Source organism: Butyrivibrio sp. AE2032, assembly GCF_000702965.1.
In genome coordinates this window covers 1,562,316-1,588,032 of sequence record NZ_JNLF01000005.1, presented here as the reverse complement: position 1 = coordinate 1,588,032, position 25,717 = coordinate 1,562,316, and the positions used below count along the sequence as shown (strand labels likewise).

Here is a 25,717-nt window from a genome sequence, read left to right as displayed (position 1 = left end):
CGGCTCACGATATCTTCTCGCCCGTCTCCGATCCCGTAAGTTCAGTTCTGAGCGCCGATGTCGCGGCCTTGTGCCTGATGGGCTTCCAGCCGGGATTGACGAAGAGCGCCGTGAATGCGACGGGGATATATGTGAGCATGAACAGCGGGAAAGAGAATACAGAGAATATCTTCCGTGCCGTGCCGGCGTGAATGTTCTTCCATTCCGTGATCATCGTGATACCGCCCAATACGAAGAGCAGTGCGCAGGCGTTGATCACCGTTTCGAACATTGACCAGAGGGCTATCGTTATGTCGCCGCCGGTAACCGCGCCTATGATGCCGTAGAGAAGATTGCATGTGATCGAAATGGCTGTGAGAAGGAAAGCGGGCATTATGTTCATGGCCATGTCGAATGCGGCGAAATTGCCGTGCAGCGTCTCATACATAAGGTCCTTGCCGTAGTGGCGGAAGACCTGGATATAGCCTCTTGCCCAGCGCATGCGCTGTCTGAAGGACTGCTTTACCGAAGTGGGCTGCTCGTCGTAGAAGACGGCGCTCCTGCAGAATGCGATCTTGCGGCCTTTGCAGACGCGGTTGATCGTGAACTCGATGTCTTCCGTGAGGAGGTGGAAGGGCCAGCCGCCGATGTCCTTGAGAACGCTGTTTGCAAAGAAGAAACCGGTTCCCGAGATGGCTGCTGAAGAGCCGAGCTTGTAACGTGCGTAGTTGAGATACATCGTCTCTCTTAAGAACCAGAGGCCGTAGCCTGAGCTTATCCAGTTGTCTCCGTAGTTCTTGGTGTTGCGGTAGGAGGTGATGACGTCATTGCCTTCGAGGTGGCACTTGTGCATCTCTTCAATGTAGTCGGGCGATAAGATGTTGTCCGCATCGAAGACAAAGTATCCGTCAAAACCTTCCGGGAAGTCTCTTCTGATCTCTTTGAGGAGAGCTTCCATTGCGTAGCCCTTGCCGATGAATTCGGTCGAGTGGCGTGTGTATGCGACCGCGTTGTGGCTGACAGCGACATCGTATGTGTTGTCGGTGCAGTTGTCTGCCATAACGAAGGTCGTGATGTTGCCCTTGTAGGTCTGGCTGTTGATGCTGTCGATGAGTTCGCCTATGACGTTTTCCTCATTGCGTGCGCAGATGAGGACTGCATAGCTCTTGAGGTTTCTGTCGCAGAGCTCTTTGTCAGCCTGTATGTCTGCACGTCCGGCGGATTTCCGGGCCTTCTTTTCGCGGTGCTGCATCCAGAGCGATACAGGAACGTAGATGAACTGATAAGTGTAGCAAAGCGCGAAGATCGCGGTGATTATGAAGTTGATGATTCTAATAGTTTCCATATTATTTCTCCCGGCATCAATTATTGCACAGTGCCTTGAAAAAAGTAGTGGTTAAAACCTTAAGATTCGCTTAAGATTGAGGCAGTTTCAGTATAAACAGAGGCAAAACTCCGCTCCATCGGATCTGCTTACGCAGAACTTACACTTTTGTCACTTTTGGTCACGGCACGCCTGAAAGTGAAGCTATAATGTAAGCGGAAAAGAGGTATCGCATATGGCATTTAAGATAGTCCGCAACGACATTACGAAGATAAAGGCTGACGCCATCGTCAACACCGCAAATCCCGAGCCTGTATACATGGCCGGGACCGATACCGCGATCTATATGGCGGCGGGCGCCAAAAAGCTCCTGGAAGCCAGAAAAGAGATCGGCAGGATCGGTGAAGGAGAGGTGGGAGTCACACCCGCTTTTAACCTTCAGGCGGAGTATATCTTTCACACCGTCGGACCCGTATGGGAAGGCGGAGATAAAGGCGAGAGGGAGACCGTAAGAAACTGCTACGTCAACTGCCTTAACAAGGCTAAGGAACTGGGGCTTACGAGCATCGCTTTCCCGCTGATTGCGACCGGCACGTACGGCTTTCCGAAGACCGAGGCGTTCCTCATTGCGACGTCCGCGTTCAGCAGTTTTCTTGCGGAGAACGAGCTCGACATAACGCTCGTCGTTTTCGACAGCGAATCTTACGAGATATCGAAAAACATATTCGCAGGTATCGACCAGTATATCGACGAGAACTACGTTAAAGAGAAGTTCGACGAAGAGTACAGTCTGAACGATGAGATCTGTATCGACGGGGCAGCGCTTGAAGAAGCGCCTGAAGATGAAGAGCCGCCCAGGACCGCGAATGAAAGGCGCAGGGGAAACAGGGCTCCGGGAGGGCTTTTCGGGAACAGGAAGAGAGAAGCGGCCGAAGACCGGATGCGGGATATGCCGTTTACGGGAGCGGCCTGTGCTTCCGAAGCCAAGCGCGCTGTTCCGCCCGCAGCCGCATCATCCGCAATGGCAGCCGCAGTACCCGCCTCAGCAATACAGCCCAAAAGATCTCTTGAAGACGTTGTAAAGAACGTCGGAGAGACATGGCAGGAGAGCCTTTTGAGGCTGATCATCGAGAAGGGATATTCGGATACTGAAGTATATAAGCGCGCGAATGTGGACAGAAAGCTGTTTTCGAAGATAAGGAGTAATAAGAACTATCAGCCGAAGAAGGCAACGGCGGTCGCTTTCGCACTGGCGTTAAGGCTAAATCTCGACGAGACAAAGGACTTCTTAAGGTGCGCGGGATATGCGTTCTCGCCGTCCAGTATTTTCGACCTGATAATACAGTTCTCTATTGAGCACGGGATATATAATTTCATGGACATCAACTGCGTGCTCGAAGAGTACGGGGAACCCCAGCTGGGCGATTAAGACAAGCCTTTTACCGACAACTCACCACTCATTGACTGCAACTCGCCACAGGATCCGCAAAAGACCTGAGGCGGGTGTTAGCATGGCAGCATCAGAGAAAAGGAGTATCGGTTATGAAGAGATTTGCTGCACTGACACTTGTTTGCACGATCGCAGTCTCAGGCTGTACGGCGGTAGAGTACTACGAGCCTGCTGTCACGGCTGAGACCGGTGAGGAAGGGCCTGCAAGACCTCAGGATGATTTCTACAGATACGTCAACGAAGAGACGCTTAAGAACGTTGAGTTCAAATACGGTGAGAGCAAGGCCGGAGAAGCATTCAACCAGGACCTGATCGAGGACAGGGTAAAAGGGATAATCAAAGAGGTCGTAAACGGCGGAGAGTACGAGGAAGGCAGTGAGGAAGACATAATTAAAAGAGCTTACAGCCTCTATCTTGATTACGATTTCGACAACACGCCCGTTCCGGAGGACATAGCTTCGCTTTTTAACGATATAAAGAACGCGTCTTCAGTTGCGGAACTGATGAAGATCGATGCCCGGATGCACAGGGACTACGGCATCACGGGGATCCTGAACTGCGATGTTTACACAAATTTTCTGGAGCCCGGAAGAAACGACATCTGCTTCAGGAATTACAGCGGCATCATTACAGCTGATTTTGTGGCTCTTGCGGATTCATACTCGGGCCTCAACGAGATCAGGCAGATCGGCAGCAACGCCATGCAGTATATGGGTTTTGGCAAGGAGGAAGCTGACGGGGCAGGCACATCGCTCGGATATCTTGTAATGGACATCTACAATTCCACTGACATGGATATCATTATCGATTCGATGCCCATCGAGCATTTTTTCGAGATGACGCCCGATGAGGCGCAGGCGGTATTCACGAATATCGACCTGAACGGATACCTTGCGGATGCGGGCTTTGACACCTCGAAATGCGACAGGTTCAGCGCGATAGACAGAAGCCAGCTCGAGGCCCTCAACAGCATGCTCACCGAACAGAATCTTGAAGCTCTCAGGGCATGGGAAGCCTTGAACCTCATACAGGAGTACAACTGCTTCATAACGCCCGGTTCCGACCTGCTCCTGCAGTACTACAGCAAGGATTACAGGGAACCTGAAGAGAGGGCTATAAGTGAGGTCATAGGGAAGTTCTACGACCAGACCGATCCCCTTTATGTTGAGAAGTATTACACGGATGAGATGGATACGTATCTCAGAAGCATGTGCGACGATATAAAGGGCGGTTACAGGGAGCTTATTGATCAGGTTGACTGGCTTACAAAGGAGACCAGAGAAGGACTTCTTAAAAAACTCGATAACATCGTCTATGTCACGGGAAAAGACTTAAAGCGTCACGACAACGCGGAGTTTTCCGCCGTAAAAGGTTCGGACTACTATGAGTTATTCCGCAATTACAAAAGACTCCTGTCACAGAAAAGGACTGCACAGCTTGGTACGATGTCCGCAAGGGACGAGATATCGATGCCGATGCAGATGTTCAACGCGTGCTACAGTCCTTCGCTCAACAACATAACGATAACCGCGGCCATGATGAACGCCCCGTTCTTTGACATCACGGCAGATTACTATACCAACCTCGGAGGCCTGGGGATTACCATCGCGCACGAGATGGGGCATGCATTCGACAGCAACTGCATCGTTTTCGACTGTGACGGCAGATACGATCCGTCGTGGCTTTCCGGGTCCGACATCGAAGCGCTTGAGGAGCGCAACGGCACGGCCGTAAGGTATTTCGAAGACAACTTCACGGTCTTTGGCGTGTACCACATAAACGGTGAGAATACGCTCGGAGAAAACTACGCCGACTTAGGAGGCATGGAGTGCGTGATCTCGCTCGCAAAGACAAAGGAACAGCGCGAGAAGGTCTTCACGAACTATGCGGCCGTATGGTGCGAGAAACAGCTGGATACCGAAGTTCTGGACCAGCTCGAAATGGATGAGCACAGCCCCGCGGTGATAAGGGTAAACGCGATCCTGTGTACGCTGGACGAATTCTATGAGACTTATGACGTCAAAGAAGGCGACGGCATGTACATAGCGCCCGAAAACAGGATCTCGAGATGGTATTGACGGAGGGGATCAGGAAATGAACATATTGGTAAAGAACACATTAAGAAACACATTCGGAAAGCCGCTCCGCACGATCCTTGTCATATTCTCGATCTTTGTATGCTCGCTTTCCGCGATGCTCTCTTTCGACCTGTCCGATTCCATGAAGACAGTGCTGCTGGACGACTTAAGATCTGTCTCCACGGCGGATTTCCAGGTGCTCGTAAGGCCCGGGCAGGGAACAGACATGCCGGACGGTTTTCCCGAAGCCGACACCTTCTCCGTATACGTTTACGGAGAGAAGATTTATACCGACATTCCCGGTGAATATAACTACGTAAAGCAGCAAAACCTCAGGGTCATGGGCATCGATTTTGAAAAGGCCGCAGAGATGGAGTTTACGGACTATACCGAAGTCGGCCTGATGGAGACCGTGATCACTTACAGATTTGCGGTCAAACACGATCTGTCTGAAGGCAGCAGGATAACGCTTCACGACAAGGCCGGCGGGCCTCATGAGTTTACGGTCGTAAAGGTGCTTCCGGGTGACAACAGGAATGCCCTTCTGAGTCAGGATTCGGCACTGGTAAATCTCGAATCAGCAGAGATCCTTTCATGCGGCAACGATACGGTCGGTCTTCTCATGATCGACATCAAAGACAACAGTCTTGCGGAAGAAGCGGAGGAAATGCTCAAAGAAAAGTACGGTCCGGATTCAGTGGACAATCTCCTCGTTCCCGAAGAGATACTTGCCATGATCGACAATCTTGCGTCGATACTTACCATGGTATTCGTGATCACATTCCTTCTCGTCATCTTCGTAACCTATTCGATCTGCGAGAGGATCGTGAGCGAGAGGATGTCCCTTGTCGGAACATTAAGGAGTCTCGGCATGAGCTCAAAGGGCACGGCCAAGCTCCTGCTGCTCGAGAACGTCTTCTATGCGGTCTTCGGCAGCGTTCCCGCGGTAATTCTGTATACACTTATAAGAGTCCCTGTCATGTCGCTGTTACTTTCGGTCGAGTATGAGGACGGAAGCTCTTCGGTTCCGGACATTCCGCCCGTATCGGCCGTGCTCCTCGTATCGGTCATCCTGGGCGCGGTCCTCATCGAGTGCCTTATCCCGTTAAGAGCGGTCTTAAAGGCTCTCAAGACTTCCGTAAGAGACATAATCTTCGACAACAGGGACACCGAATACAAGTTCAGCAAAGGCATGATCATAACAGGCATCATCCTCATCGCGGCAGCAGCAGTACTGTTCTTCTTCAGGAGAAATCTCGTTGTATCGACGTTCTGCATGATCTGTGCGGTCACGGGACTCGCGTTCCTGTTCCCGGTCCTGTTCAGATACTTTACGGGACTTGTGAAGAAGATCTCCGCAAGCAAAGGTGACGCAAAGTGGAATCTCGCACTTACCGAAGCGGTATCCAGAAAGAGCACCGTCACGAGCGGTATACTCTGCGCAACGTCCGCTACGATGTGCGTGATAATCTTCGCCATCGCAATGTCCGCCATCAATACGTTCTCTGCCTCGGTCAATAAAGCGGATGTCATCCTCAGCTGCACCGAGAAGGCAAGCAGGTATTCATTCGTTGAACACATCGACGGCGTTGATGAAGTCGAAAACCTTTACTCCATGATGGACGAGGTCCGCATCGGCGACAACGGTAAGATCCGCTACTGCACGTTCTACGGAGTCCCCGAAGGCGGCTATAAGTATTACGACATGTTCCGCGATCTTCCGGACACCATAGAGGACGGAACGGTCTATATCCACACCTCCATGACGGATGTGCTGGGACTTAAGCCCGGCGATAAGGTGACCATAGAATTCAACACCAGAGGTCTCTTCCCGATAAGGAAGGAGATGACGGTCGGAGGGACCTTCAATACCGTATCCGCAAACGACGGAAAGAACTGCTTCGTTATTTCCCAGGCAGACTACATAAGGATCTATCACGACAATCCGAGCCAGATGCTGATAAAGACTGCTGTGCCTGAAAAGGTAGCAGCCATCATCAACAAATACACGACAGGTGATCAGGCGGCAAAGACCAGGACAGAGATCGAAGAAGAGGACAGACGTGATTCCGCAAGTTCGATCGCCGTATTCACAGCGGTCATCGCGCTCGCTATCGGCATGACCAGCATCGGCATGGTAAGCAATCAGATAATCGGCTTTGAGGGCAGAAAGAAGGAACTCGCGGTAATGCTCTCGACCGCAATGAGCAGGAAGACCTTATCGTCAGTCCTGACGCGCGAGATACTCACGATGTCGTGCTTTGCGTCAGGTCTGGGAGTCATAGTCGGAGGCATTGTCGGCATGATCCTTCGCTCAGCGATAGCGGGCATGGACGGGGTTTATTTCGACCTTCAGATAAACCCTATGGCGCTTCTCATATTCTGGGTGGTAATGACATTCCTGTACACGCTTACGGTGCTGTTCCCCGTATCCAGAATGAAGAAGATGAAGATATCAGAACAGATCAAATACGAGTAACCGGAGGATATAAAGATGAATACGATAATAGAAGTCAGCAACGTCTCAAAAACATTCGGCAAGGGTTCGAACCTCAACAAGGTTCTGGACGATGCCTGCATGTACGTGGGTGAGGGCGAGTTCGTCTCGCTCATGGGCGCATCGGGTTCGGGCAAGTCCACTCTGCTCTACCTCATAGGCGGCCTTGACCGTGATCTCGAAGGAAAGATAGAGCTCTGTGGCAGGGACATCACGACTTTAAAGGACGATGATCTTTCCGCTTTAAGGCTCGAAAAAGTCGGCTTTGTCTTCCAGTTCTACAACCTCGTCATGAACCTAAACGTCGAAGACAACATCCTTCTTCCTTCCACGATAAACGGCAGAAAGAGAAAAGACCTTGAGGCAGATCTCGATGAGATCCTTGAGATAACGGGTCTTACCGACAAGAGAAAGGCAATGCCCGCGACTCTTTCGGGCGGCCAGCAGCAGAGAGTCGCGATAGCAAGAGCGGTACTGGGAAACCCTTCCGTACTCCTTGCGGACGAGCCCACCGGCAACCTCGATTCAAAGTCGAGCAAAGAGATAATGGAACTCTTCGCAAAGCTCAACAGGGAAAAGGGACTTACGATCCTGCAGGTCACACACTCTGAGAAATGCGCATCCTACGGCACGAGGACCATAATCCTCGAGAATGGAAAGACCGTCGGGTGAGTGTTAAACTGAAAAAAATGAAGTAAAAGGGGGCAGTTATGCGTCTTGCCATAGTCGACGATGAGGAAGTGTTCAGGCTCCAGGTGGCCGACAGCATATTCTCACTTTACGGCAGGGAGAACGCGAGCTGCTTTCTTTATTCCGACGGCAGCGAGCTCGTAAAGAGCTTTGAGAACGGTTTTAAGACGGATGCCGTCTTTCTCGATATCGAGATGAAGGAACTGGACGGTATGTCCACCGCTAAAGTCATCCGGAACTATTCGAAAGACATCCCGATAATATTCCTTACGAGCCACACGGAGATGGCCATGGAAGGCTATGAAGTGGACGCTTTCAGGTTCCTCGCCAAGCCCGTCAACAAAGACAAGCTCCTTGAGGCTTTGAGAGATCTTGAAAAGAAGCTGAAGGTGGATGAGAAGATCGTCCTTAAAAAAGACGGCGAAGAAGTGATCTGCCCCGTAAAAGACCTTATCTATGTCGAGGCGGCAAACAACTCGGTCCGCTTTGTTTTCAGGAAAGACACCGTCGAGCTCCGCATGAAGTTTACGGAAGCACAGAAGACCGTTGACGGCGTGAGCTCCGATTTCTTCAAGTGCCACAGGTCCTACTATGTCAATCTTGCTCATGTTAAAAAGCTCGGCAGTACCGACTGCATGATGGATAACGGCGATGTCCTGCCCGTGGCAAGGAGCGCGGCACAGGATACGAAGAAGGCCCTTTTCGATTACATCAGGAGAGAAGGACGATGAGAGATCTGTTCGTAGGGATCCTGCTTCCTGTACAGCCCGTATCGATAATACTCTTTACGTTCTACTGCCTGGACAGGGTATTCAAGTATGAATACAAAAACAGGAAGACCGCGCTTATCGTATCACTTATAGCCGCGCTGGTAACCGGCGCAGCCGTGGACATAGCACACTTCTGTGTCCCTGAATCCGATACATCATCGGCAGCCGGAGACATTGCCCTCATGGCGGGCCTTGCCATTCACGCTTTGATCCTGATGTTCCTACTCAAGGGCAAGATCTGGAAAAGAGTCCTGGCAGTCTTTCTGACATCAGAGATAATCAACACCATCAACATGATATTCACAAACATACAGACACAGGTGTTCAGTATAATCGAATGGCCCGACAGGTACCTGTTACTGATAGCGTTCCTGATCATGGAGTTCTTCGCAATATTGCTCGAATTCTTTTTCCTCGTCCTTATCGGAAGGATCAGAAGGAAAAGCGACAACACACCGCTGCCGCTTCCTTTCATCGCGATCATCGCAGTCTCGCTGCAGCTCATCACCGGCTTCCTGCTCGATGAGGACACCGGTGACACATTGGCATCAGATATAGGTGTTATCAGGACCGTGGCGCTTCTCATGATCCTCGTCATCCTGATACTCTTTTTCTACATCCGCGTAACGCGCAAGGAGCGTGACGGATTAAAAGACATGAACAAGATCAACGCTGAGCTCATAGAGTCGCAGACGAAGTATTTCGAAGCCTCGGCGAAAGCCGATTCCGAGATCCGCTCCATGCGCCACGACATGAAGAACAACATCCAGGTCCTTATGCTCCTGCTCGAAAACAAAGAGTACGATAAGATGCGCGAATACCTTGAAGAGATGGGTGAGGGCCTTGCCGTTACCGACGTGAGCAGCCACACGGGCGACGTTATAGCCGATGCGATTATCGCCGACAAGAAGGCCAGAGCAGCTTCGGCCGGTGTGGAACTAAAGGTTACAGGCACCATTTCAGGCGTCGAGATATCGCCCGTCAACATGTGCAGGATGCTCGGAAACCTTTTAGACAACGCGATAGAGGCGGCCGGTGACGACAGGCTCAAAGACCTGCCCTCTGACGTCAGGGTAATAGACCTTCAGTTCAGACGTACCGATAATTTCTTCATGATATCAGTCACCAATCCGTGTGCCGAAAGTCCCAATATAGAGGACGGCAGGATCGTTACCAGCAAGTCCGACCGCAAGAACCATGGCTTCGGCATCCAGAACATACGCGGCGCCGCAGAAGAATGCGGCGGCGAACTCTCCGTCTCATGCGAAGAGAGACCTTTTGGTTATCTCTTCAGGGCAGAAGTGGTTATGTGAGTATCAGCATTCTTCTCTGCGTCTTCTTCTCGAGAGTATCAGCGTGATCGCAAATCCTGCGGAGATCGCGAGGATGATGCCTGCGCTGACGTCAATGTCTGAGTCGACGCCTGTAGGGAGGAGGACTGCACGTGAGTTGATAAACTGGACTCTTCTGTTGTTCTTGATGCTGCCGTTTACGGTTCCGTTTGAACTTACAAAGAGGCCGTCACGGTATCCCTTACTCTGATATCCCTTTGGATCCTCTGTAATCGAGAAATATGCGTCATCATCGATATCAAAGAATACGACGCTGTCTCCGTGGCCGAGTACGAGATCTATCTTTCCGTTATCAGCTGCGGTGAGGACATGTTCAACAAGGGCTTCCGCATTCTTCTGCGTATATACGGTACCGACATACGGATTACCGCTTCCGTCTGTAAGAGTTACGGTCATCGGGAATTCGTCAGCCCTGTTACCCATGTTACCTTCGACCTGCTTGGAAAGCATGAGATCTCCGACAGCAGGATCATTGTAGATCAGGAGAGTGTACTGAACCCTGTCGTTTTCGACTTTCTCTTCGACTATAACCTCAGGATGGACCGCATTGAGACGGATATCACCTGTTTCAGTAACGGTAAAGAGAATAAAGTAGTTAAGACCGAAATGGGTTGACGGGGTGGAGATCTCTCTGAGCTCATAAGTGCCGGGTGCAAGAGTTGAGTCGATGCCCGGAACGATTCCGTCAGCACGGGTTATAAGGTGTTCGTAACCCGGAATAGGCTGGAAGTCTACGATAGTGACACCGCCTACGGTCTTTTGCTTATGCAATGCAAACTCAACACCTGCAACAGGAGCATTTGTCAGTCTGTCCTTCTTTGAGATCGAGAAATCGTATCTGTAGTTAATGAGCGTGATAGAAGGATCTGCAGGACCGGCAACGTAATCAAATCTGTCAGAATCGATGCGGGCAGTCTTCGGATCCGGAGTTACTTTGATTGAACCGTCAGCGTTCATTCTTATGGTAAGAGGATTCTTGAGGCCGGCATAACCTGAAGGTGATTTGATCTCAGTGAGAGTATAATTAATGCCCTTTCTGAGATATGCCATGGTAACAAAGCCTGTTGCATCTGATTCGAACGTGCCGATGAGGGTACCAGCATCATCGCGCATCTCAAAGCGCGCACCTGCCAGAGGAGCACCGAAGTTGTCCGTCTTATTGATCGTTATACCGTCACGTGTGTTCTTAATGGTTTCAACACGCATATTGTTGCCGGTGTAATCAGGATTGCTGTCGTAAGTGACTTTGTATGTGCCGGGATAAGTAACGTTTTCGCCCTTAAGTCTGGCGTTCAGATCAAACTCGCCATTATCTGCCAAAGGAGTAATGGAAGTGTATGAAGTTACTTTGCCTTCGCTGTTAACGACAGGATCTTCGATGACGACTTCTCTGATGTGATAATTCTGCAGGGTCAGTCCGCTGTCCAATCTGTCGTAGTACCAGTATAAAGTACTTTTACTGAACTTAAGCATGTAGATCGAATCAGGATCCAATACCTCTCCGGAAGCAGAGTCCTTATAAACTGCAAAGTAAGTATTGTCACGGTAAGATACGAACTGTTCATCAGACCATTCCTTATAAATTCGTATACCAAAACCTTTGATGTTATGTACCTCTACATAAGGATCCTTGCCCTTGATGATGGTGCTCGTTGTATCGTCGTCCTCTATGTGACCTGTCTCGCTGACGTCATCGTGAACGACATAATGTATTCTTGAATAGCCGTCAGGCATCTCATCATATCTTTCCTCAACCCTGTATTTCGTTCCGGCAAGAAGTTCTCTGACCTCAACAGTATAGAAAGCAGGGATCTTGGAAATCGTACCGTTCATTGAAGTCGTAAAGCTTGCAGCAAGTTTATCCGAATCTGACATGGTCTCATAATCATTTGCACCGGGGATCGGAATAAACTTCTGCTGTGTGGAATCCCATCTGCAATATATGCCGTCAGGATCCTTTACATGATATGTATACATGTTGGCGAGGGTAAGTTCATTTGACGTCTCGTGCTCTGTTGCCAGATAGAGTCTGAAATCAAATGTTGTATCATCCGTTGTCAGCTCATTGCCCTCACCAATCCCGTTCTCGTTCCAAAGGTACTTCTTGAAGGACAATACACGAAGAGAAGCGGGGTTGACGTTATTGACATAATTGACACTGGTACGGTCCTTTGCTGAAGAATCTACCGTCTTATAATCACGCCTGTCATAACCTGATGCCGCACCATCAGGTAATGTCCCCGTCAGTTCGGCCTCGTTGGCATAGACATGGTTATAAACATACGGATCGATACCGCATTCAACGATGTAGTACTTGATGGTTTCATCAGGAAGCTTGATCTCGCATGATTCACCGGGTTTGAGGAAGAATACATCGTTATAAAGCTGATCGTCTATTGTATATTCATATTTATATTTAACACTGGTGTTGGTGCTACGGTAGACAACGTTTATATGCTGGTTGGAATTGTTGAGTCTCTTGAACGGTCCGTTTTCCTCGTCCTGATACCAGATCTGATAAGGGAATTCAGCGTTAAATTTTTCAACATTATTAACACCGGACAGTTCCTTGCTGAGGATAACGGTTCCGGGTTTTACCGAAGACTGGTTGAAGCGCATACGGAGGTTGGACGCACCGCCGCCTCTTTCCATGTAGAATATCTTCATGGTGTGAGCGGTGTAGTCCTTGAATACATATTGTCCGGCGGAATTCTGTTTGAATATCTCATCAAGTTTTGCATCTACTTCTGCAGATGATAATCCTCTGCCTTCATAGTTTGTCTTGAAGATATCATACAGATTGTATTCAACGGAAGGCTGTTTATCTCCGTTTGTCTGGACAATGACTTTACCTGTTGAATAGTTGATAGAACCAAACAATGCACTATGTACACCGCCCAGGTCGATTACGAGCTCGTCGTCAACATAAAGCCAGAAATCATCGTCACCCGTGAATTCATAGATGATGTCGTGGCCCCAGTCATCAAGTCCGTCAGGAGTCTGGACAAATGACGTCGTCAATTCTATGCCAAACTGATAGTCAGGATCATCTATCTTGTGCAGAAGTTCATTCTTTCTCGGATTGCTATCCGGAAGCGCAACCTGAAGAGCATTGTATTTATTCAATAGTGATGAGTAGTCTCCGGCGTCGATACCATCGAAAGGCAGGAATTGTCCATGCTGCATAGATGGCTTTGTAGAGCCATCTACGGTTACCAGTTCCTGATAAACAGTGAAGTTATCACCATTACCTTTTGTCAAAGTAGCTGTGTTTTGGGTACTGTCAAATACGAAGTATCCTGAAGAGTCGTAAGTCGATTGAATGAACAGATGATTTACTTCTCTGAGCCTGGAAGGATCGTAGAGAGTCTTCATCGACAGGCCGCTTTCTGTTGCTGTAGGATAACCGTCATCACCTAATTTAGTTGACAAAAGGCCTTGCGTCGGAGGAATACCTGCGGACCATAATGTTCCGGCACGGGAACCCAGGAAAGCCGTTTGCTCACCTTTTACCCAACCGTTGTTACCGGAGGGGCAATTGAAATCAATTATCTTCATTGAGATACCATATTGATTGTTATCGACAGTTTCTACTTCGTGAAGTTCGTCTTCATATGTTGTTTCCTTAATGGTCGCAAAATAGAAGTCTGTAGACTCGTTGGAAGGAACAGTGCCCGTGTAAGGATAGGAGATGATCTTCGGATGGTTGGGATTGGAACTGTCAGTCCTGATGCCCGCATATGCGTAGTTTGTGTCATCCCAGGCGATAAAAGGCGAGAAGTAATTACCTTCACGTCTTCCGGTCATATTGATACCGATCTTTGTATCTCCCAAAGCAGTATCGCTTCCTGCATTTGGCCTGATAAATTTCTCGGAATACTCATTGTATAGTTCGTAATAGTAGTTTTCGTTTTCCGGGGTCTCATCTTTATCTTCATAATAGTAAATGGTGAGATCCCACAACAAAGTGTTGATTCTGTCGTCGATCCACTGTATTTCGTCACCGTCTTCGTAACACTCATATAAAGATCCGTCGTGGTCGACAGCATAGAATCTGTATTGTTTATTTGCAGCATCCCAGACACGGGTGTATATGATTACGCGCGAACCGGTATGCAGGCTCGGATCGGATACGCTGATCTTTTGAGCCGAATAAGGCAGAACGTAATCAGAAGTCAATGTGGAAAGTCCGGCAAGATTAAGCCATTTGTAAGCGTTATTTACCGAGGCGTTTATGGTATTAAAACCAAGACCAGGGTCACCCGTGTAAGCTAACGCAGTACTTCCTGATACAAGCGAGATCTTACCGGCATTTGTACCTGTACCCGGAATTACCTGTATTTCCTTTGGAGTATCAGATACAGTAACGCCATAGGCATTTATATCAAGATATTTGATAGTACCGTCTATTTCAGCGGAGAGATAGTATTTGTCATCTTCAACTGATGCAAATGTCCACATCGTGAGATCCGTGTCATTAGGAACGAATATCTTTTTATCGTAATCATTATTCTTTGTAAGTACCGGCATGGTAAGGGCATCAAGGGAATTGGGAATGGTCGAGTCTGCCATCATACCCTTGCCTGAAATACCGGTTCCGTAATAGAGCAGGCCATATGTCTTACCGTCAAGTTCGTAACGGTCGTAGTTCGGGTCTTTGGCCGTGGTGTACCATAATGCGAGTTTTGCGTTGGGATCCTTAGCAGCATCTGTGGCATTCCCTTTAGCATTGTATGTGGCAAAGCCTTTTCCTTTGTCGCCATTTTGTTGATTAATATAGTAGGCTGTGGTTCCGCACTTTGCGTTGAAAACACCGGACGGGCCATCCGGAAAATCACCAAAGGTGAAAACAGTTGCAAGCGATGCATCCGTTACAAGCGATAATGAATTGCTGTTTTGCCTGACATAATATGTAGTTCCGTCTTTATCGATGCTGAGTTTATACTCATTTGTATTTCCGGTAGAAATGAATGTATAAGCCTTTGCATTATCGTTAGGATGATCACTTGTAGTTTTAGCTGTCTTTGAAATACCGGTTCTTGTTCCGCCTGCCGAATACTCTTCGTCTATAAAAGCACAGTTGTTATCGGGATTACCGATGTAGATCGCAGTCGCATGGGCAGGGATCCTGTCTAATGATTTGATCCTGTGCCATACGACATTGTTATTGGCAGAAGCAGAAGGTCCTTCGACGATGGCATATGCCGAGAAGCCTTCCGCTTCGAAAATGACCTCTGTTCCGTCACCATTTTCGGGATCCGTAACGTCAAGAGCGTCAACAACCGTTGCTTCCGAATCATCGCTGATATGAACGACGTTTACTTCGTCCTCGAGTGATTCGGCGAGCATGATCTTGACGGAAACCGATGTTCCTTCAAGAGGTTCATACTCGACACCGTCCTTCATAAGGCAGATGTCGAAGAATCTGACGCGGTTTATCTCAACATCGCTGAGAGCTTCCGCGGTCAGATCCATATATTCATTATAAGTATTGCCTTCAACTATCTCGCTCGCGATGAGCTCGCAGTCTTCAGGAATACCGGTTTCAGGTCCGTACGAAGCGGTTACCGTGTAACCGTCGCCTTCGAAGGTCTTAGTCGTGAGTTCTGTCTCCGTGACCGCAGTTGTCGTTTCTTCTGTGGCCGTGGTCTCATCTGCAGATGTTTCTTCCGCTGTTGTCTCTTCCGCGGAAGTTTCCGTCGCTTCAGCGGTCGTTTCACCGGTTACTTCACCGGTTGTTTCATCTGTCAGAGGCTCTGTTGCTTCGGTTTCATCCTGAGCAGTAGCTTCTGTCTCTTCGATCGTCGTGTCAGGTTCGAGAGAATCATTTACTTCCTTAAGCACCGTCATTCCGGACGAGGTCACCATGTTACCGAGAACAAGGATCAGGGCGATCGTGCGGCGCCAGCCGCGGGATCCGGTAAATCCTTTGAACTTAGCAAACAGGGAGGCTATGAAATCATGGAAAAAGTTGTCGTTAAGCATTTTCCGCCTCCCTTCTCTTTCTTTGAACAGCGAGGAGCATTGCTGTACCGGAAGAAAGCAGTATTACCGCGATCAAGGTATTCAGTGTGCCGTTTTCGCCCGTCGCAACAATGGGTGTGAGGGGCTTTATCGCGCTGTTTGCAAAATCCACTGATGTCGGCTTTACCATGTCGTCCTTCGAGAGAATGATCTGATATTGGAGCTTTCCGTTCCCGTCATCGGTGACATAGATCGTGACCATATAGACCGTGTCGTCATAGATTATGTTGCTGTCCGTGCCGGCTTTCTCATAGACCTTGTAGCGGTATGTGCCGGGCTCTTTGACGACTATCTTGAAAGTATTTGTGCCTGAACCGTCGATGGTGATCAGTTCTTCTTTTGCAGATGGGACATTTCCGTCGAGCTTTTCGATCACGAATTCGTAGAGCTTCTCAGCGGAGCGTCCTGAAATCTCGCAGTTGACAGGTACGGGTACCTCGAGAGGTGTGTAGTCGAACGCTGCCAATGCGTTTGAGAAACATACAGCAAGCATTACACTTGCGGCCGCCATGACCGTCAGTGCTCTTGTCAAAGATCTGATTGTCTTTGCAAATACTCTCACTTGCTGTCTCTCTTTCTTATGTTCCTAATAAGTACGCAAACACGACTATCCTTTTTGTTGAAGCGTCGCCCGCGCATGTCGACAGACATATGATTCGTTCCTGTCTGTCCATCGAAAGCTCTCTGAAGTATTCCTGAAGAAGCTCGTATTTATCAGGCTCGAAAACATATTCATCCTTTGCATCCGCCGACATCGCATAGAACACTTCAAGTTCATACGATGTCTTTCCGTCCCGTCCCACGAGCAGTTTGCCGTGTGTGTGGGAGGCGAGGAAGGAAGGATCGAGGTAGTCGTCCAACGCACCGAACATCATCTTGTATTCCATATGGTGTCCGTAGATCACGGAGTAGGGGTCCGTGAAATCGCCTGCGTTGCGACTGTCCAGGAATATGCTTCCCGACAATGAATAGTTTCCGAACGGATCCGTATTCAGATACTCTATATTCGAACTGCCCTGCATTACCGGGTAGTCAACGGACGTATCATCCAAAGTGATCCATCCGACCATATCATCCGTTATCGTTGCTGCCTGAACATCGGTTACCTGATTATCAGAATCCGGCTTGAAGTTCAGATAGTTCCTGTCCGTCGCATGATCGTAAACATACAGTGTGTCGTACAATGCATAACTTACGACCAGGAGAGCGGCAACGAAGATCGCCAGCATGACACGGTCATAGATACGATTCATCGTCATCCAGAACTTCTTCATACAAAGAGCGTTCCGGAATTATTACTGGTTTTCTGTCTCGAGTTCTTCGCTCTCTCTGCGCTTAACGCTCATGACTGCGAAGAAGATAACTCCTGCAACAACAACGAAGGCAATGCCTGCAACAGGTGCGATCTTAAGGAGAACGCCTGTAGGGATGATGCCCTGCTTGTCGTTTGTGAAACCTGTGTGGATGTTTGCATTTGTGATAGTTCCGTTTACGGAATCGGTCAAAGCGTCGAATCCGTCAGTTCCATCCCAGTTCAATGAGGAAAGAGTCTGTACGATACCCTGAGTAGAGGTATAGTCCTCTGCAGCCTCCGCAAGTGCATATTCTGTGTTTACAGCAAGACCGGAAACGGTGATGTACTGACCATCCTGGAGATAGAAATGAGTTACTACAGCTGTATTTGCCGTAAGATCAATCGTCTGAACATTGGTTCCTGATACTGTTGTTGCATCATTGACGCCTGCGGCAACTGTACCGTCAGCATTATGGAAAGTAACCTTAGCCGTTTCTGTAACAGGTGAAGTTAATGTCAGTGTAAAGTCAAAGTACTTGTCTCTTGAACCCTGGTTGCCTGTTACCTCTTTACCGAATGTGATCGTGTAAGAGTCGAAATAGTTAACGATACGGTTTGTCTTTGTAGCGCCGCCTGCAACATTTGCCTGTGGTGCTGCCGGATCCTGTACCGGTGTAGCAGCAGTAAGAGCTGCTCCCTGTGTTCCTGTTGTTGCTGACGGCGGAGCTGAGGTTACAGTGCCGTTATACATAACATAACTTGTAACGATAAGATTCTTATGATCCTTATCTGTGGTTGACTGGTCATCCTCAACATATACATCAAGTGTGCGGGTACGGTCGCCGGATGCTGTAGTCGGATTTGTCGGATCGACATCGTAAACGATTCCTGCAGCAGCGTTGTTATTTTCAGTAATGATGTAACGGTATACGCCGGGTTCTGTAAATGTAATTCTGGAGAAATCAACATCAACTGTTTTCTTGTATGTTGTGTAATTAGCATTGAGCGAAGTTGTTTCTGCCGCGTCTGAAGCTGTGAAAGAAACGGATGCTGTAGGTGTTCCGACACCCGGATATACCTGAATCGTTGAAGCGGTCGCTGGGATAGCGGTGCCTGCAGCGAAACCATAAGTGAAAGTTACCGCCGGTGCCTTCTCGCCATCTTTTACTAGCAGATACTTGTCAAATGACGTGTTCTGCGCGCTGACAGGAGTGTAATTTGTACCTGCTGCGGCTGCGGGCAATGCCAGGACGCCTGCGATGAGTGTGGTTACCAGCGCTGCTGATAACAGTTTTGTTGTCTTTTTCATTTTTTGCTCCTCCTAAAGAGTAATTCAATATTGCTAAATCCCGCGCCGGCGGAGGATGATAACGACCTCACCCTCACAGTCGGACTGCGGTATCGCGCCAAAGGTTCTGCTGTCGTTCATGTCGGAACGGTAATCATTGAGTATGAATACCGAGCCTTGGGGAACGACATAGGGGAAAGAAATGGATGCACCGTCAGCCGAGGTGGGGTAAACGGTGTCTTCGAGGACCTCGTAGCCGTTGACCATGAGACGCTGATTCATGATCTGCACCTCATCGTCCTCGAAAGCGACGATCCTGCCCATGCGGACTTCTCCGTCATGGCGGTAGACGATCTCCTGTCCGCCCTGAAGATCAGACAGCTTATAGGTGATAACCAGATCGCCGTCTTTGATCATGGGATAGGAAGAGTTGCCGTGATTTACGTGGATCCCGACAACGAATACGCATAAGACTGTGACTATGACGGCTGTTACTGCGATCTTGATCAAAAATTCGATCGCGTAATCCGTCGAAGTCTTCTTGCGCTTCTTTGCCTTTACAGCGGGCTTAACCTCCTGCTGTGCGGCTGTTACCTGTTCCTGACCGTCTATTTTCTTTCTCCTTATTATGCGCGCGGTAAAGCGCGCAATAATAGAAGGGCATAGTTACCCCACGTTTGCAAATATATCACTTTTTCTTGAATTGTCTATTTTTATATAAAAGAAAGACACTAATTTGACACAAAAAAATCCTGAAAATGTAATGTTTTTCGCGTTTTCGAGCAGAATTCCCGAAAAGTGCCTAAAACATTGGCTTTGCGGTTTTTGCCCCCCTTTTTTCAAATGTCGCCTGCCAGGCGACCAGTGACAGTGCACGTCCACCTATACTGAACTCAACAACCAAACAGCTGCGCGGAAAGCAGCGGAAAAAAGGAGGAAATAAAGATGAAAAAGGGATTGACAGAGATCGTATTCATACTGGACCGCAGCGGTTCAATGTGCGGACTTGAGGCAGACACGATCGGAGGCTACAACTCCATGATCGAGAAGCAGAAGAAGGAAGACGGGGAGGCCCTGGTATCAACGGTCCTCTTCGACGACAGGTCGGAAGTGCTCCATGACAGGGTACCGCTTTCCAAGATCGAGCCCATCACGGCAAAGGAATATTACGTAAGAGGCTCCACAGCCCTTCTGGATGCTGTCGGAGGCGCGATCCGCCACATCGGAAACATCCACAAATACGCAAGGGAAGAGGACGTTCCGGAAAAGACGCTGTTCATAATTACAACGGACGGAATGGAGAATTCGAGCCGCGAATTCACCTATGAAAAGGTGAAGAAGATGGTCGAAAAGAAGAAGGCAAAGAACCACTGGGAGTTCATTTTCCTGGGCGCAAACATCGATGCCGTAAGCGTTGCGGACAAGTTCGGCGTCGACAAGAGCAGGGCGGTCACTTACGAATGCGACAGCATGGGAACAGCACTCAACTATAAGGTCATGAGCAAGATGGTGTCCTGCGCAAGAGGCGCGGTTTCCGCAGCGGCGATGAGCAATGCTCTGGATTCTGAGGAGATGCTGGAGGACATCCGCTCCGACTACAAAAAGAGGCATAAGAACTGACCGTCTGACAGGGCAAAATCAGCCGCAACCCTTATCTCCGTAAGCGACAAGCGGGGATTCATAGAGTATAATTGTCTCGTTGCCCCGGCTTGACGGTTTTCAGGCCGGGGACAGCGAATAAGACGGCGGGAATTGCGGCAGATAATGAAAGTCTCAAGGAACAGGATCACGGTCACTATCCTGGCGGGCGTTGTGCTCGTTCTTTTTTTCGCGACGGTGGCGGGCCTGATCTATTACAGGGACATGATCGGACGTCTGGGCGAAGTCAGGGAAGAGGTCTACGAGGAGTATCCGAGACTCTATGCCTATATAGCGGAAGACCCTGACAGCCAGCTTTCAAACAGGATCTACAAGGAGATCTCCGAGTATGCCAAGGAGAACGACTGTTATGTCGAGATGACGGGACAGAATCTTTCCACGAGCTATTCAAAGGCGGACAGGATCGATATCGCCATCAGTTCAAGGGTCGACGGGATCATCCTGGAAGGCGACGATTCCGAAGAGACCGTGCAGCTCATCGAGAAGGCAACCGAGAAGGGGATCCCCGTCGTTACCGTGCTTTCAGACTGCAACGGTTCTTCAAGAAAGAGTTACATAGGCCTCAACAACTATACTCTGGGCAGCGAATACGGCGACCAGCTCGTCGCGATAGGCGAAGAGAAGAAAACGTATCCTCTTTCTGCTCTTATCCTTCTGGACAGCGATGACGGAAATGCCGACGACATCATACACTCGGCGATCCAGCAGGCCATGACGGGACGCAACATCAGCCTTTCATCGAGCGTCGTAGACACATCAACACCGTTCGCTTCGGAAGAGGACGTAATGAACATCCTTGACAGCCTCGATAAGATACCGGATGTCATCATATGCCTGAACGACAGAACGACCGAGAGTGCGATCCAGTGTGTCGTCGACAAGAACCTGGTAGGAAAGACCACCATCTTAGGCTATTACGACTCCGAGACCATCAGAAAAGCCATCGACAGGGGCTCGGTCTATGCGACATTCGCGATAGAGACGAAGACCCTTGCGAGACAGTGTGTCAAGGCATTAAACGAGTACTATGAGACGGGCTTTGTCAGCCAGTACTATCCTTCGAATTTTATCCTCATAAACCGCGAGAACTTATCGAGCTACGATCCGGAGGCAGCTGCGGATGAAGGCTAATTTCTTTGCGAACATGAAGATCTCACGCAAGCTCGTCGCGGTGTTCCTTGCTACGTCCGTGATCGCGATGCTCGTAAACGTTTTTATCTACATTAACCTGAACAGGGCGCTGGAAAAGATCAACCAGGTATTCGCGAGCAACATCAGTCTGAACGAGCTCCAGGATAACCTGAACCAGATCCACACCGGTCTCACGGGTTATCTCGAGACAAAGGGAACCGACGATCTCGAGCTCTATTACGCGTCCACACAGAGCATGAACATGCTCATGAAAGACCTTAATAACAGCGTCATAGACAACAACGTAAAACTTGCCGAACGAGACATAAGATACATGCTCGAAACGTATCTCAAGACGGCGGATGAGGCGATCCTCGCAAAGCGCGGAAGAAACATTGACGAATATACCGCGAAATATAACGAATGCAGCAAGATCAAGGATTATCTCAACACATACATCTATTCGGTAAACAACGAACAGTTCAGGACGAACTCCACCAATTACAATGCCCTCGTGAACTCCCTCAGATATACGGAGATCATGAGCATGCTCATCTTCGCGGTCGCGTCCGTAATGAACATCCTGCTCATCATCATACTGACGAATACAATAACGAGACCTCTTACCAGGCTGTCGGCAAAGGCCGAGGAGATCTCCCAGGGAAGCCCCGAGAACGTTGAACCTCTCGAGGTCATCTCGGAAGACGAGGTAGGTAAGGTGACCAGGGCATTCAACGAGATGCTCGCATCCATCAAGGACTACATCGCGCGTATCAGAACGCAGCTCATCACGCAGAGCGAAATGAAGGAAAAGAACCTTCTCATGGAGACGCACCTTAAGGATGCCCAGCTCAAGTATCTGCAGTCGCAGATAAACCCGCATTTCCTTTTCAACACGCTCAACGCAGGCGCCCAGCTCGCCATGATGGAGGGTGCGGACAGGACCGTAGAGTACATCAGGAATATGGCGGACTTCTTCAGATATAATGTTAAAAAGAGTTCCGAGACCGTAAAACTCTCGGAGGAGATCGAGCTCGTCGATTCCTACATGTACATCCTGAACGTAAGATATGCGGGGGAGATGCTTTTCGAGAAGGACATCGATGAGAGCCTGCTTGACGTTATGGTTCCGTCAATGATCATCCAGCCTCTGGTCGAAAACTCGATCAAGTACGGCATCAAGGACCTTGAACCCGGCGAAGGCAAGGTAACGCTTTCCGTTTACCGCGAGGACAAGATGTGCTGCATCCGTGTAAGCGATAACGGTATAGGCACCGACGAAGAGATAATCGAGAAGATAATGAACCATGAGAAGCGCCCTTCAGAGACAAGAGGCGTCGGAATAACGAATGTAATGGCAAGGCTCGACCTTTACTACAACAACAAAGAAGTCTTCGAGATGAAGAGCCGCAAGAATGAAGGAACACACGTTACGATAAAGATACCGCTGGAGGATGCAAATGTATAAGCTCATGCTCGCAGATGACGAGGGCATCGTAAGAGAGTCGCTTAAGTTCATAGTGGATAAGGAATTTCCGGGATCGTTCGAGACATTCGAAGCAAAGACCGGAAGACACGTTATCGAGCTCGCTGATGAGGTGCGTCCTGACATCGCATTCATGGACATCAGAATGCCCGGCATCAACGGTATCGACGCCATGAAGGAGATACGCCGCACGAACCCTAATATCGTGTTCGTGATCATATCCGCATACGATAAATTCGATTATGCGAAACAGGCTTTGAATCTTGGCGTCATCGACTACATAAACAAGCCTTTCGACAAGGCTCAGATCGTTGCCGTTCTCAAAAAGGCAATGGCTGAGGTCGACCGCGTAAGAGAGCAGAGAACAAGGGAACTCGAGATCAAGGAAAAGCTAGATTCCATCGTGCCCATCATCGAGAACGGCCTTATCCAGGACCTTTTGTCGCATGAGCATTTCAAAGAGAATATCGAAGAATACAAGAAGCTCCTTGAGATCGACGAAAAGTACGGTCTTATGCTCGCCATCGTCGGCGGTGACAGGGAACCCGGCGGATACATGCGCGGCGCGGTCCCCGCGAGCGTCAAGACACAGAATAATTACGAGACGGTCCTTCTCGTTATCTCCGACAATTTCAAGTGCATCACGGGCTCCGTAATGGGTAACAAGATACCCGTTCTGATACCCTGTGCAAAGAGCTCCCTGACACCTGAGGAATACCAGAAGATCGTTGATTCCGCGAGCAAAGCGCAGAAGGAATTATCCGATGCGCTGGGCATCGATTTCAGGATCGGGATCGGCCCCGTAAAACCTCTCGAAAACATGGCGGATTCATACAGCGAGGCGCTTTCCGTGCTCGTTAAAACGAAGCAGACGGTTGCGGAAGCCGTCGACCTTCCGGAGGGCTGCGAATACGATACGGATTATCCTCTGAAGACCGAAAAGGATCTTTTCGATGCCATCGCTCAGGGCGATGTATCCAGAGCGCAGGAGCAGGCAAATCTGTTCTTCGACTGGATGGAAAGATCTTCAGGCGGCGCCATGTCCGACATCTGTCTGAAGGTGCTTGAATTCGTGCTTTGGGGCGAGCGTCTGGCCTACAGCAACGGCGGTCACGTCTATCACTTCATGTCCAGGAGCGAATACCTTCCCGAGATCAATTCCATGAAGAGTTACGATGAGCTCCGTCTGTGGTTCTTAAGCCACATCGAGCGTGCCGTCAACATGATCAACGCAGCCAATGCCGCAAAGACCGAAGATGTTGCCGAGAAGGCGAAAAAGTACATCGACACGCATTTCCGGGAAGACATCTCCCTGGACGATATCTCCGGCATGTACGACATCAGCCCGTTCTATTTCAGCAAGGTGTTCAAGACGCAGACCGGCGTTACTTTCACCGACTATCTGACCGGCGTCAGGGTCGCAAAGGCAAGAGAGCTCCTCGAAGGAACGAACATGTCCATGAAGGAGATCTGCTCGGAGGTCGGTTATTCGGATCCGAACTATTTCAGCCGCATATTCAAGAAAAATACGGGTGTCACCCCCACCGAATACAAGGAGGGCAAGAGATGAGACGCAGGATCACCGCATTTTTGCTGGTAATAACGATACTTCTTTTCGCCGGATGCAAAGGACCGGAAGTAAAGGAAGTCACACCGACCACCAAGAACGAGGTGTGCACCATCGGACTGTCTTTCGACTCTTTTGTAATCGAACGCTGGACCAGGGACCGTGACGTATTCGTGTCAACGGCCAATGAACTTGGTGCAGAAGTAAATGTCCAGTCCGCAGGCGGTGATGTTGCCACCCAGATATCCCACATCAAGCTCTTCATTGAGAGGGGAGTCGATGCCATCGTCATCATAACGGCCGATGCGAACGCGCTTTCCGATATCGTAAAGGAAGCAAGCGATAAAGGCATTCCCGTCATCTGCTACGACAGACTCGTAATGAATGCCGGCGCCGATCTTTATATATCTTTCGATAACGAATCGGTAGGCAGACAGATGGCCGAGGCGATCTGCGCCAATGTTGAGGACGGCGGCAACATCGTGGAGATAATGGGACCCGAGTCGGATTACAACGTTCCCCAGGTAATGAACGGGTTTGATGCTGTCTGCGAAGAGCACGGAATGAACATCACCCTCAAGTATAACTGTGACAACTGGAAGCCTGAGCTTGCATACGATTTCGTAAACGAGCATTTCGATGAGATAGCCGGAGCAGATGCCATCATGTGCGGAAACGACGCGCTTGCGGGCGAGACGATCCACGCCCTGGCTGAGAGAGGTTATGCCGGCAGGATCTTTGTCACCGGCCAGGACGGCGATCTTGAGGCATGTCAGAGACTGGTCGAAGGTACACAGCTCGTGACGGTCTATAAGCCCGTCGAAAAGCTCGCGCGCCTGGCAGCGGAATGCGCGGTAAAGCTAGCGTCCGGTGAGTCTCTTGGACAGACGGAGTTATTCTTCGACGGCGGTCAGGACATTCCATATATAGCGATAGAACCTTCCGCTGTTACGATCGAGAACCTGGACAGCATAATAATCGACAGCGGTTTCCATCTCAGGGAAGAAGTCTACATGAACGCCGGTTAAGACCGGTATTTTCACTGGCAGGATTATCTTGTTATCAGATGCCGTGCGCATGTGTGCGCGCGCCAGAATAATATAATTAATTTCCACCTCAGTGTTAGAT

The 25,717-nt window shown here is 49.4% G+C and carries 17 protein-coding genes; 11 read left to right on the top strand and 6 right to left on the bottom strand.

The features are described 5' to 3' along the window. Window positions 1-4: 4 nt before the first annotated feature. A complete protein-coding gene (locus BO18_RS24665) occupies window positions 5-1,324 on the bottom strand; it encodes a glycosyltransferase family 2 protein (RefSeq protein ID WP_051689130.1) in 1,320 nt (439 codons plus the stop codon). Window positions 1,325-1,538: 214 nt separating this feature from the next. On the opposite strand from BO18_RS24665, the gene BO18_RS24660 reads away from it, so the two are divergent. The 6 genes from BO18_RS24660 (at window position 1,539) to BO18_RS24635 (ending at window position 10,101) form a co-directional block, all read left to right on the top strand. Continuing rightward, complete coding sequence (locus BO18_RS24660) at window positions 1,539-2,732, top strand: macro domain-containing protein (protein WP_034450326.1); 1,194 nt, start codon at window positions 1,539-1,541, stop codon at window positions 2,730-2,732. A 113-nt stretch (window positions 2,733-2,845) separates the two neighbouring features. Continuing rightward, window positions 2,846-4,831 (top strand): M13 family metallopeptidase, encoded by a 1,986-nt coding sequence (locus BO18_RS24655; RefSeq protein WP_034450324.1) that lies wholly within the window; start codon window positions 2,846-2,848, stop codon window positions 4,829-4,831. Between the two features lie 16 nt (window positions 4,832-4,847). Then, window positions 4,848-7,310, top strand: a complete 2,463-nt coding sequence (locus tag BO18_RS24650; protein ID WP_034450323.1) for an ABC transporter permease — start codon at window positions 4,848-4,850, stop codon at window positions 7,308-7,310. Window positions 7,311-7,325: 15 nt separating this feature from the next. Next, the gene (locus BO18_RS24645; protein WP_034450322.1) at window positions 7,326-8,000 is read left to right on the top strand and encodes an ABC transporter ATP-binding protein; all 675 of its coding nucleotides are present in this window, start codon (window positions 7,326-7,328) and stop codon (window positions 7,998-8,000) included. Between the two features lie 38 nt (window positions 8,001-8,038). Then, window positions 8,039-8,749: a LytR/AlgR family response regulator transcription factor gene (locus BO18_RS24640; RefSeq protein ID WP_034450321.1), complete on the top strand. Its 711-nt coding sequence runs from the start codon at window positions 8,039-8,041 to the stop codon at window positions 8,747-8,749. Further along, window positions 8,746-10,101 (top strand): sensor histidine kinase, encoded by a 1,356-nt coding sequence (locus BO18_RS24635; RefSeq protein ID WP_034450320.1) that lies wholly within the window; start codon window positions 8,746-8,748, stop codon window positions 10,099-10,101. Before BO18_RS24640 ends, BO18_RS24635 begins: the two co-directional genes overlap by 4 nt. Window positions 10,102-10,104: 3 nt before the next feature. Here BO18_RS24635 and BO18_RS24630 read toward each other — a convergent pair whose 3' ends face one another. From BO18_RS24630 to lepB, 5 genes are read right to left on the bottom strand one after another with little or no spacing between them, the layout of a single operon-like run. Continuing rightward, window positions 10,105-16,125, bottom strand: coding sequence for a SpaA isopeptide-forming pilin-related protein (locus tag BO18_RS24630; RefSeq protein ID WP_034450319.1), 6,021 nt, complete (start codon window positions 16,123-16,125; stop codon window positions 10,105-10,107). Beyond that, a complete protein-coding gene (locus BO18_RS24625; protein WP_034450318.1) occupies window positions 16,118-16,726 on the bottom strand; it encodes a Spy0128 family protein in 609 nt (202 codons plus the stop codon). The genes BO18_RS24630 and BO18_RS24625 overlap by 8 nt, the downstream gene beginning before the upstream one ends. A gap of 16 nt (window positions 16,727-16,742) precedes the next feature. Then, on the bottom strand, window positions 16,743-17,438 hold the full coding sequence (locus BO18_RS24620) for a class B sortase (RefSeq protein ID WP_051689129.1): 696 nt from the start codon (window positions 17,436-17,438) through the stop codon (window positions 16,743-16,745). A gap of 21 nt (window positions 17,439-17,459) precedes the next feature. Then, window positions 17,460-18,767, bottom strand: coding sequence for a DUF7601 domain-containing protein (locus BO18_RS24615; protein ID WP_034450317.1), 1,308 nt, complete (start codon window positions 18,765-18,767; stop codon window positions 17,460-17,462). 33 nt (window positions 18,768-18,800) lie between these two features. Continuing rightward, window positions 18,801-19,256 (bottom strand): signal peptidase I, encoded by a 456-nt coding sequence (gene lepB, locus BO18_RS24610; RefSeq protein WP_034450316.1) that lies wholly within the window; start codon window positions 19,254-19,256, stop codon window positions 18,801-18,803. Between the two features lie 435 nt (window positions 19,257-19,691). Here lepB and BO18_RS24605 point away from each other — a divergent pair, with 435 nt between their 5' ends. The 5 genes from BO18_RS24605 (at window position 19,692) to BO18_RS24585 (ending at window position 25,617) form a co-directional block, all read left to right on the top strand. Then, the gene (locus tag BO18_RS24605; protein ID WP_034450315.1) at window positions 19,692-20,366 is read left to right on the top strand and encodes a vWA domain-containing protein; all 675 of its coding nucleotides are present in this window, start codon (window positions 19,692-19,694) and stop codon (window positions 20,364-20,366) included. Between the two features lie 144 nt (window positions 20,367-20,510). Beyond that, window positions 20,511-21,536, top strand: a complete 1,026-nt coding sequence (locus BO18_RS24600; protein ID WP_034450314.1) for a sugar ABC transporter substrate-binding protein — start codon at window positions 20,511-20,513, stop codon at window positions 21,534-21,536. Further along, the gene (locus BO18_RS24595) at window positions 21,526-23,004 is read left to right on the top strand and encodes a sensor histidine kinase (RefSeq protein WP_034450313.1); all 1,479 of its coding nucleotides are present in this window, start codon (window positions 21,526-21,528) and stop codon (window positions 23,002-23,004) included. Before BO18_RS24600 ends, BO18_RS24595 begins: the two co-directional genes overlap by 11 nt. Next, complete coding sequence (locus BO18_RS24590; protein ID WP_034450312.1) at window positions 22,997-24,592, top strand: response regulator; 1,596 nt, start codon at window positions 22,997-22,999, stop codon at window positions 24,590-24,592. Before BO18_RS24595 ends, BO18_RS24590 begins: the two co-directional genes overlap by 8 nt. After that, a complete protein-coding gene (locus BO18_RS24585) occupies window positions 24,589-25,617 on the top strand; it encodes a substrate-binding domain-containing protein (protein WP_034450311.1) in 1,029 nt (342 codons plus the stop codon). Before BO18_RS24590 ends, BO18_RS24585 begins: the two co-directional genes overlap by 4 nt. Window positions 25,618-25,717 lie beyond the last annotated feature (100 nt).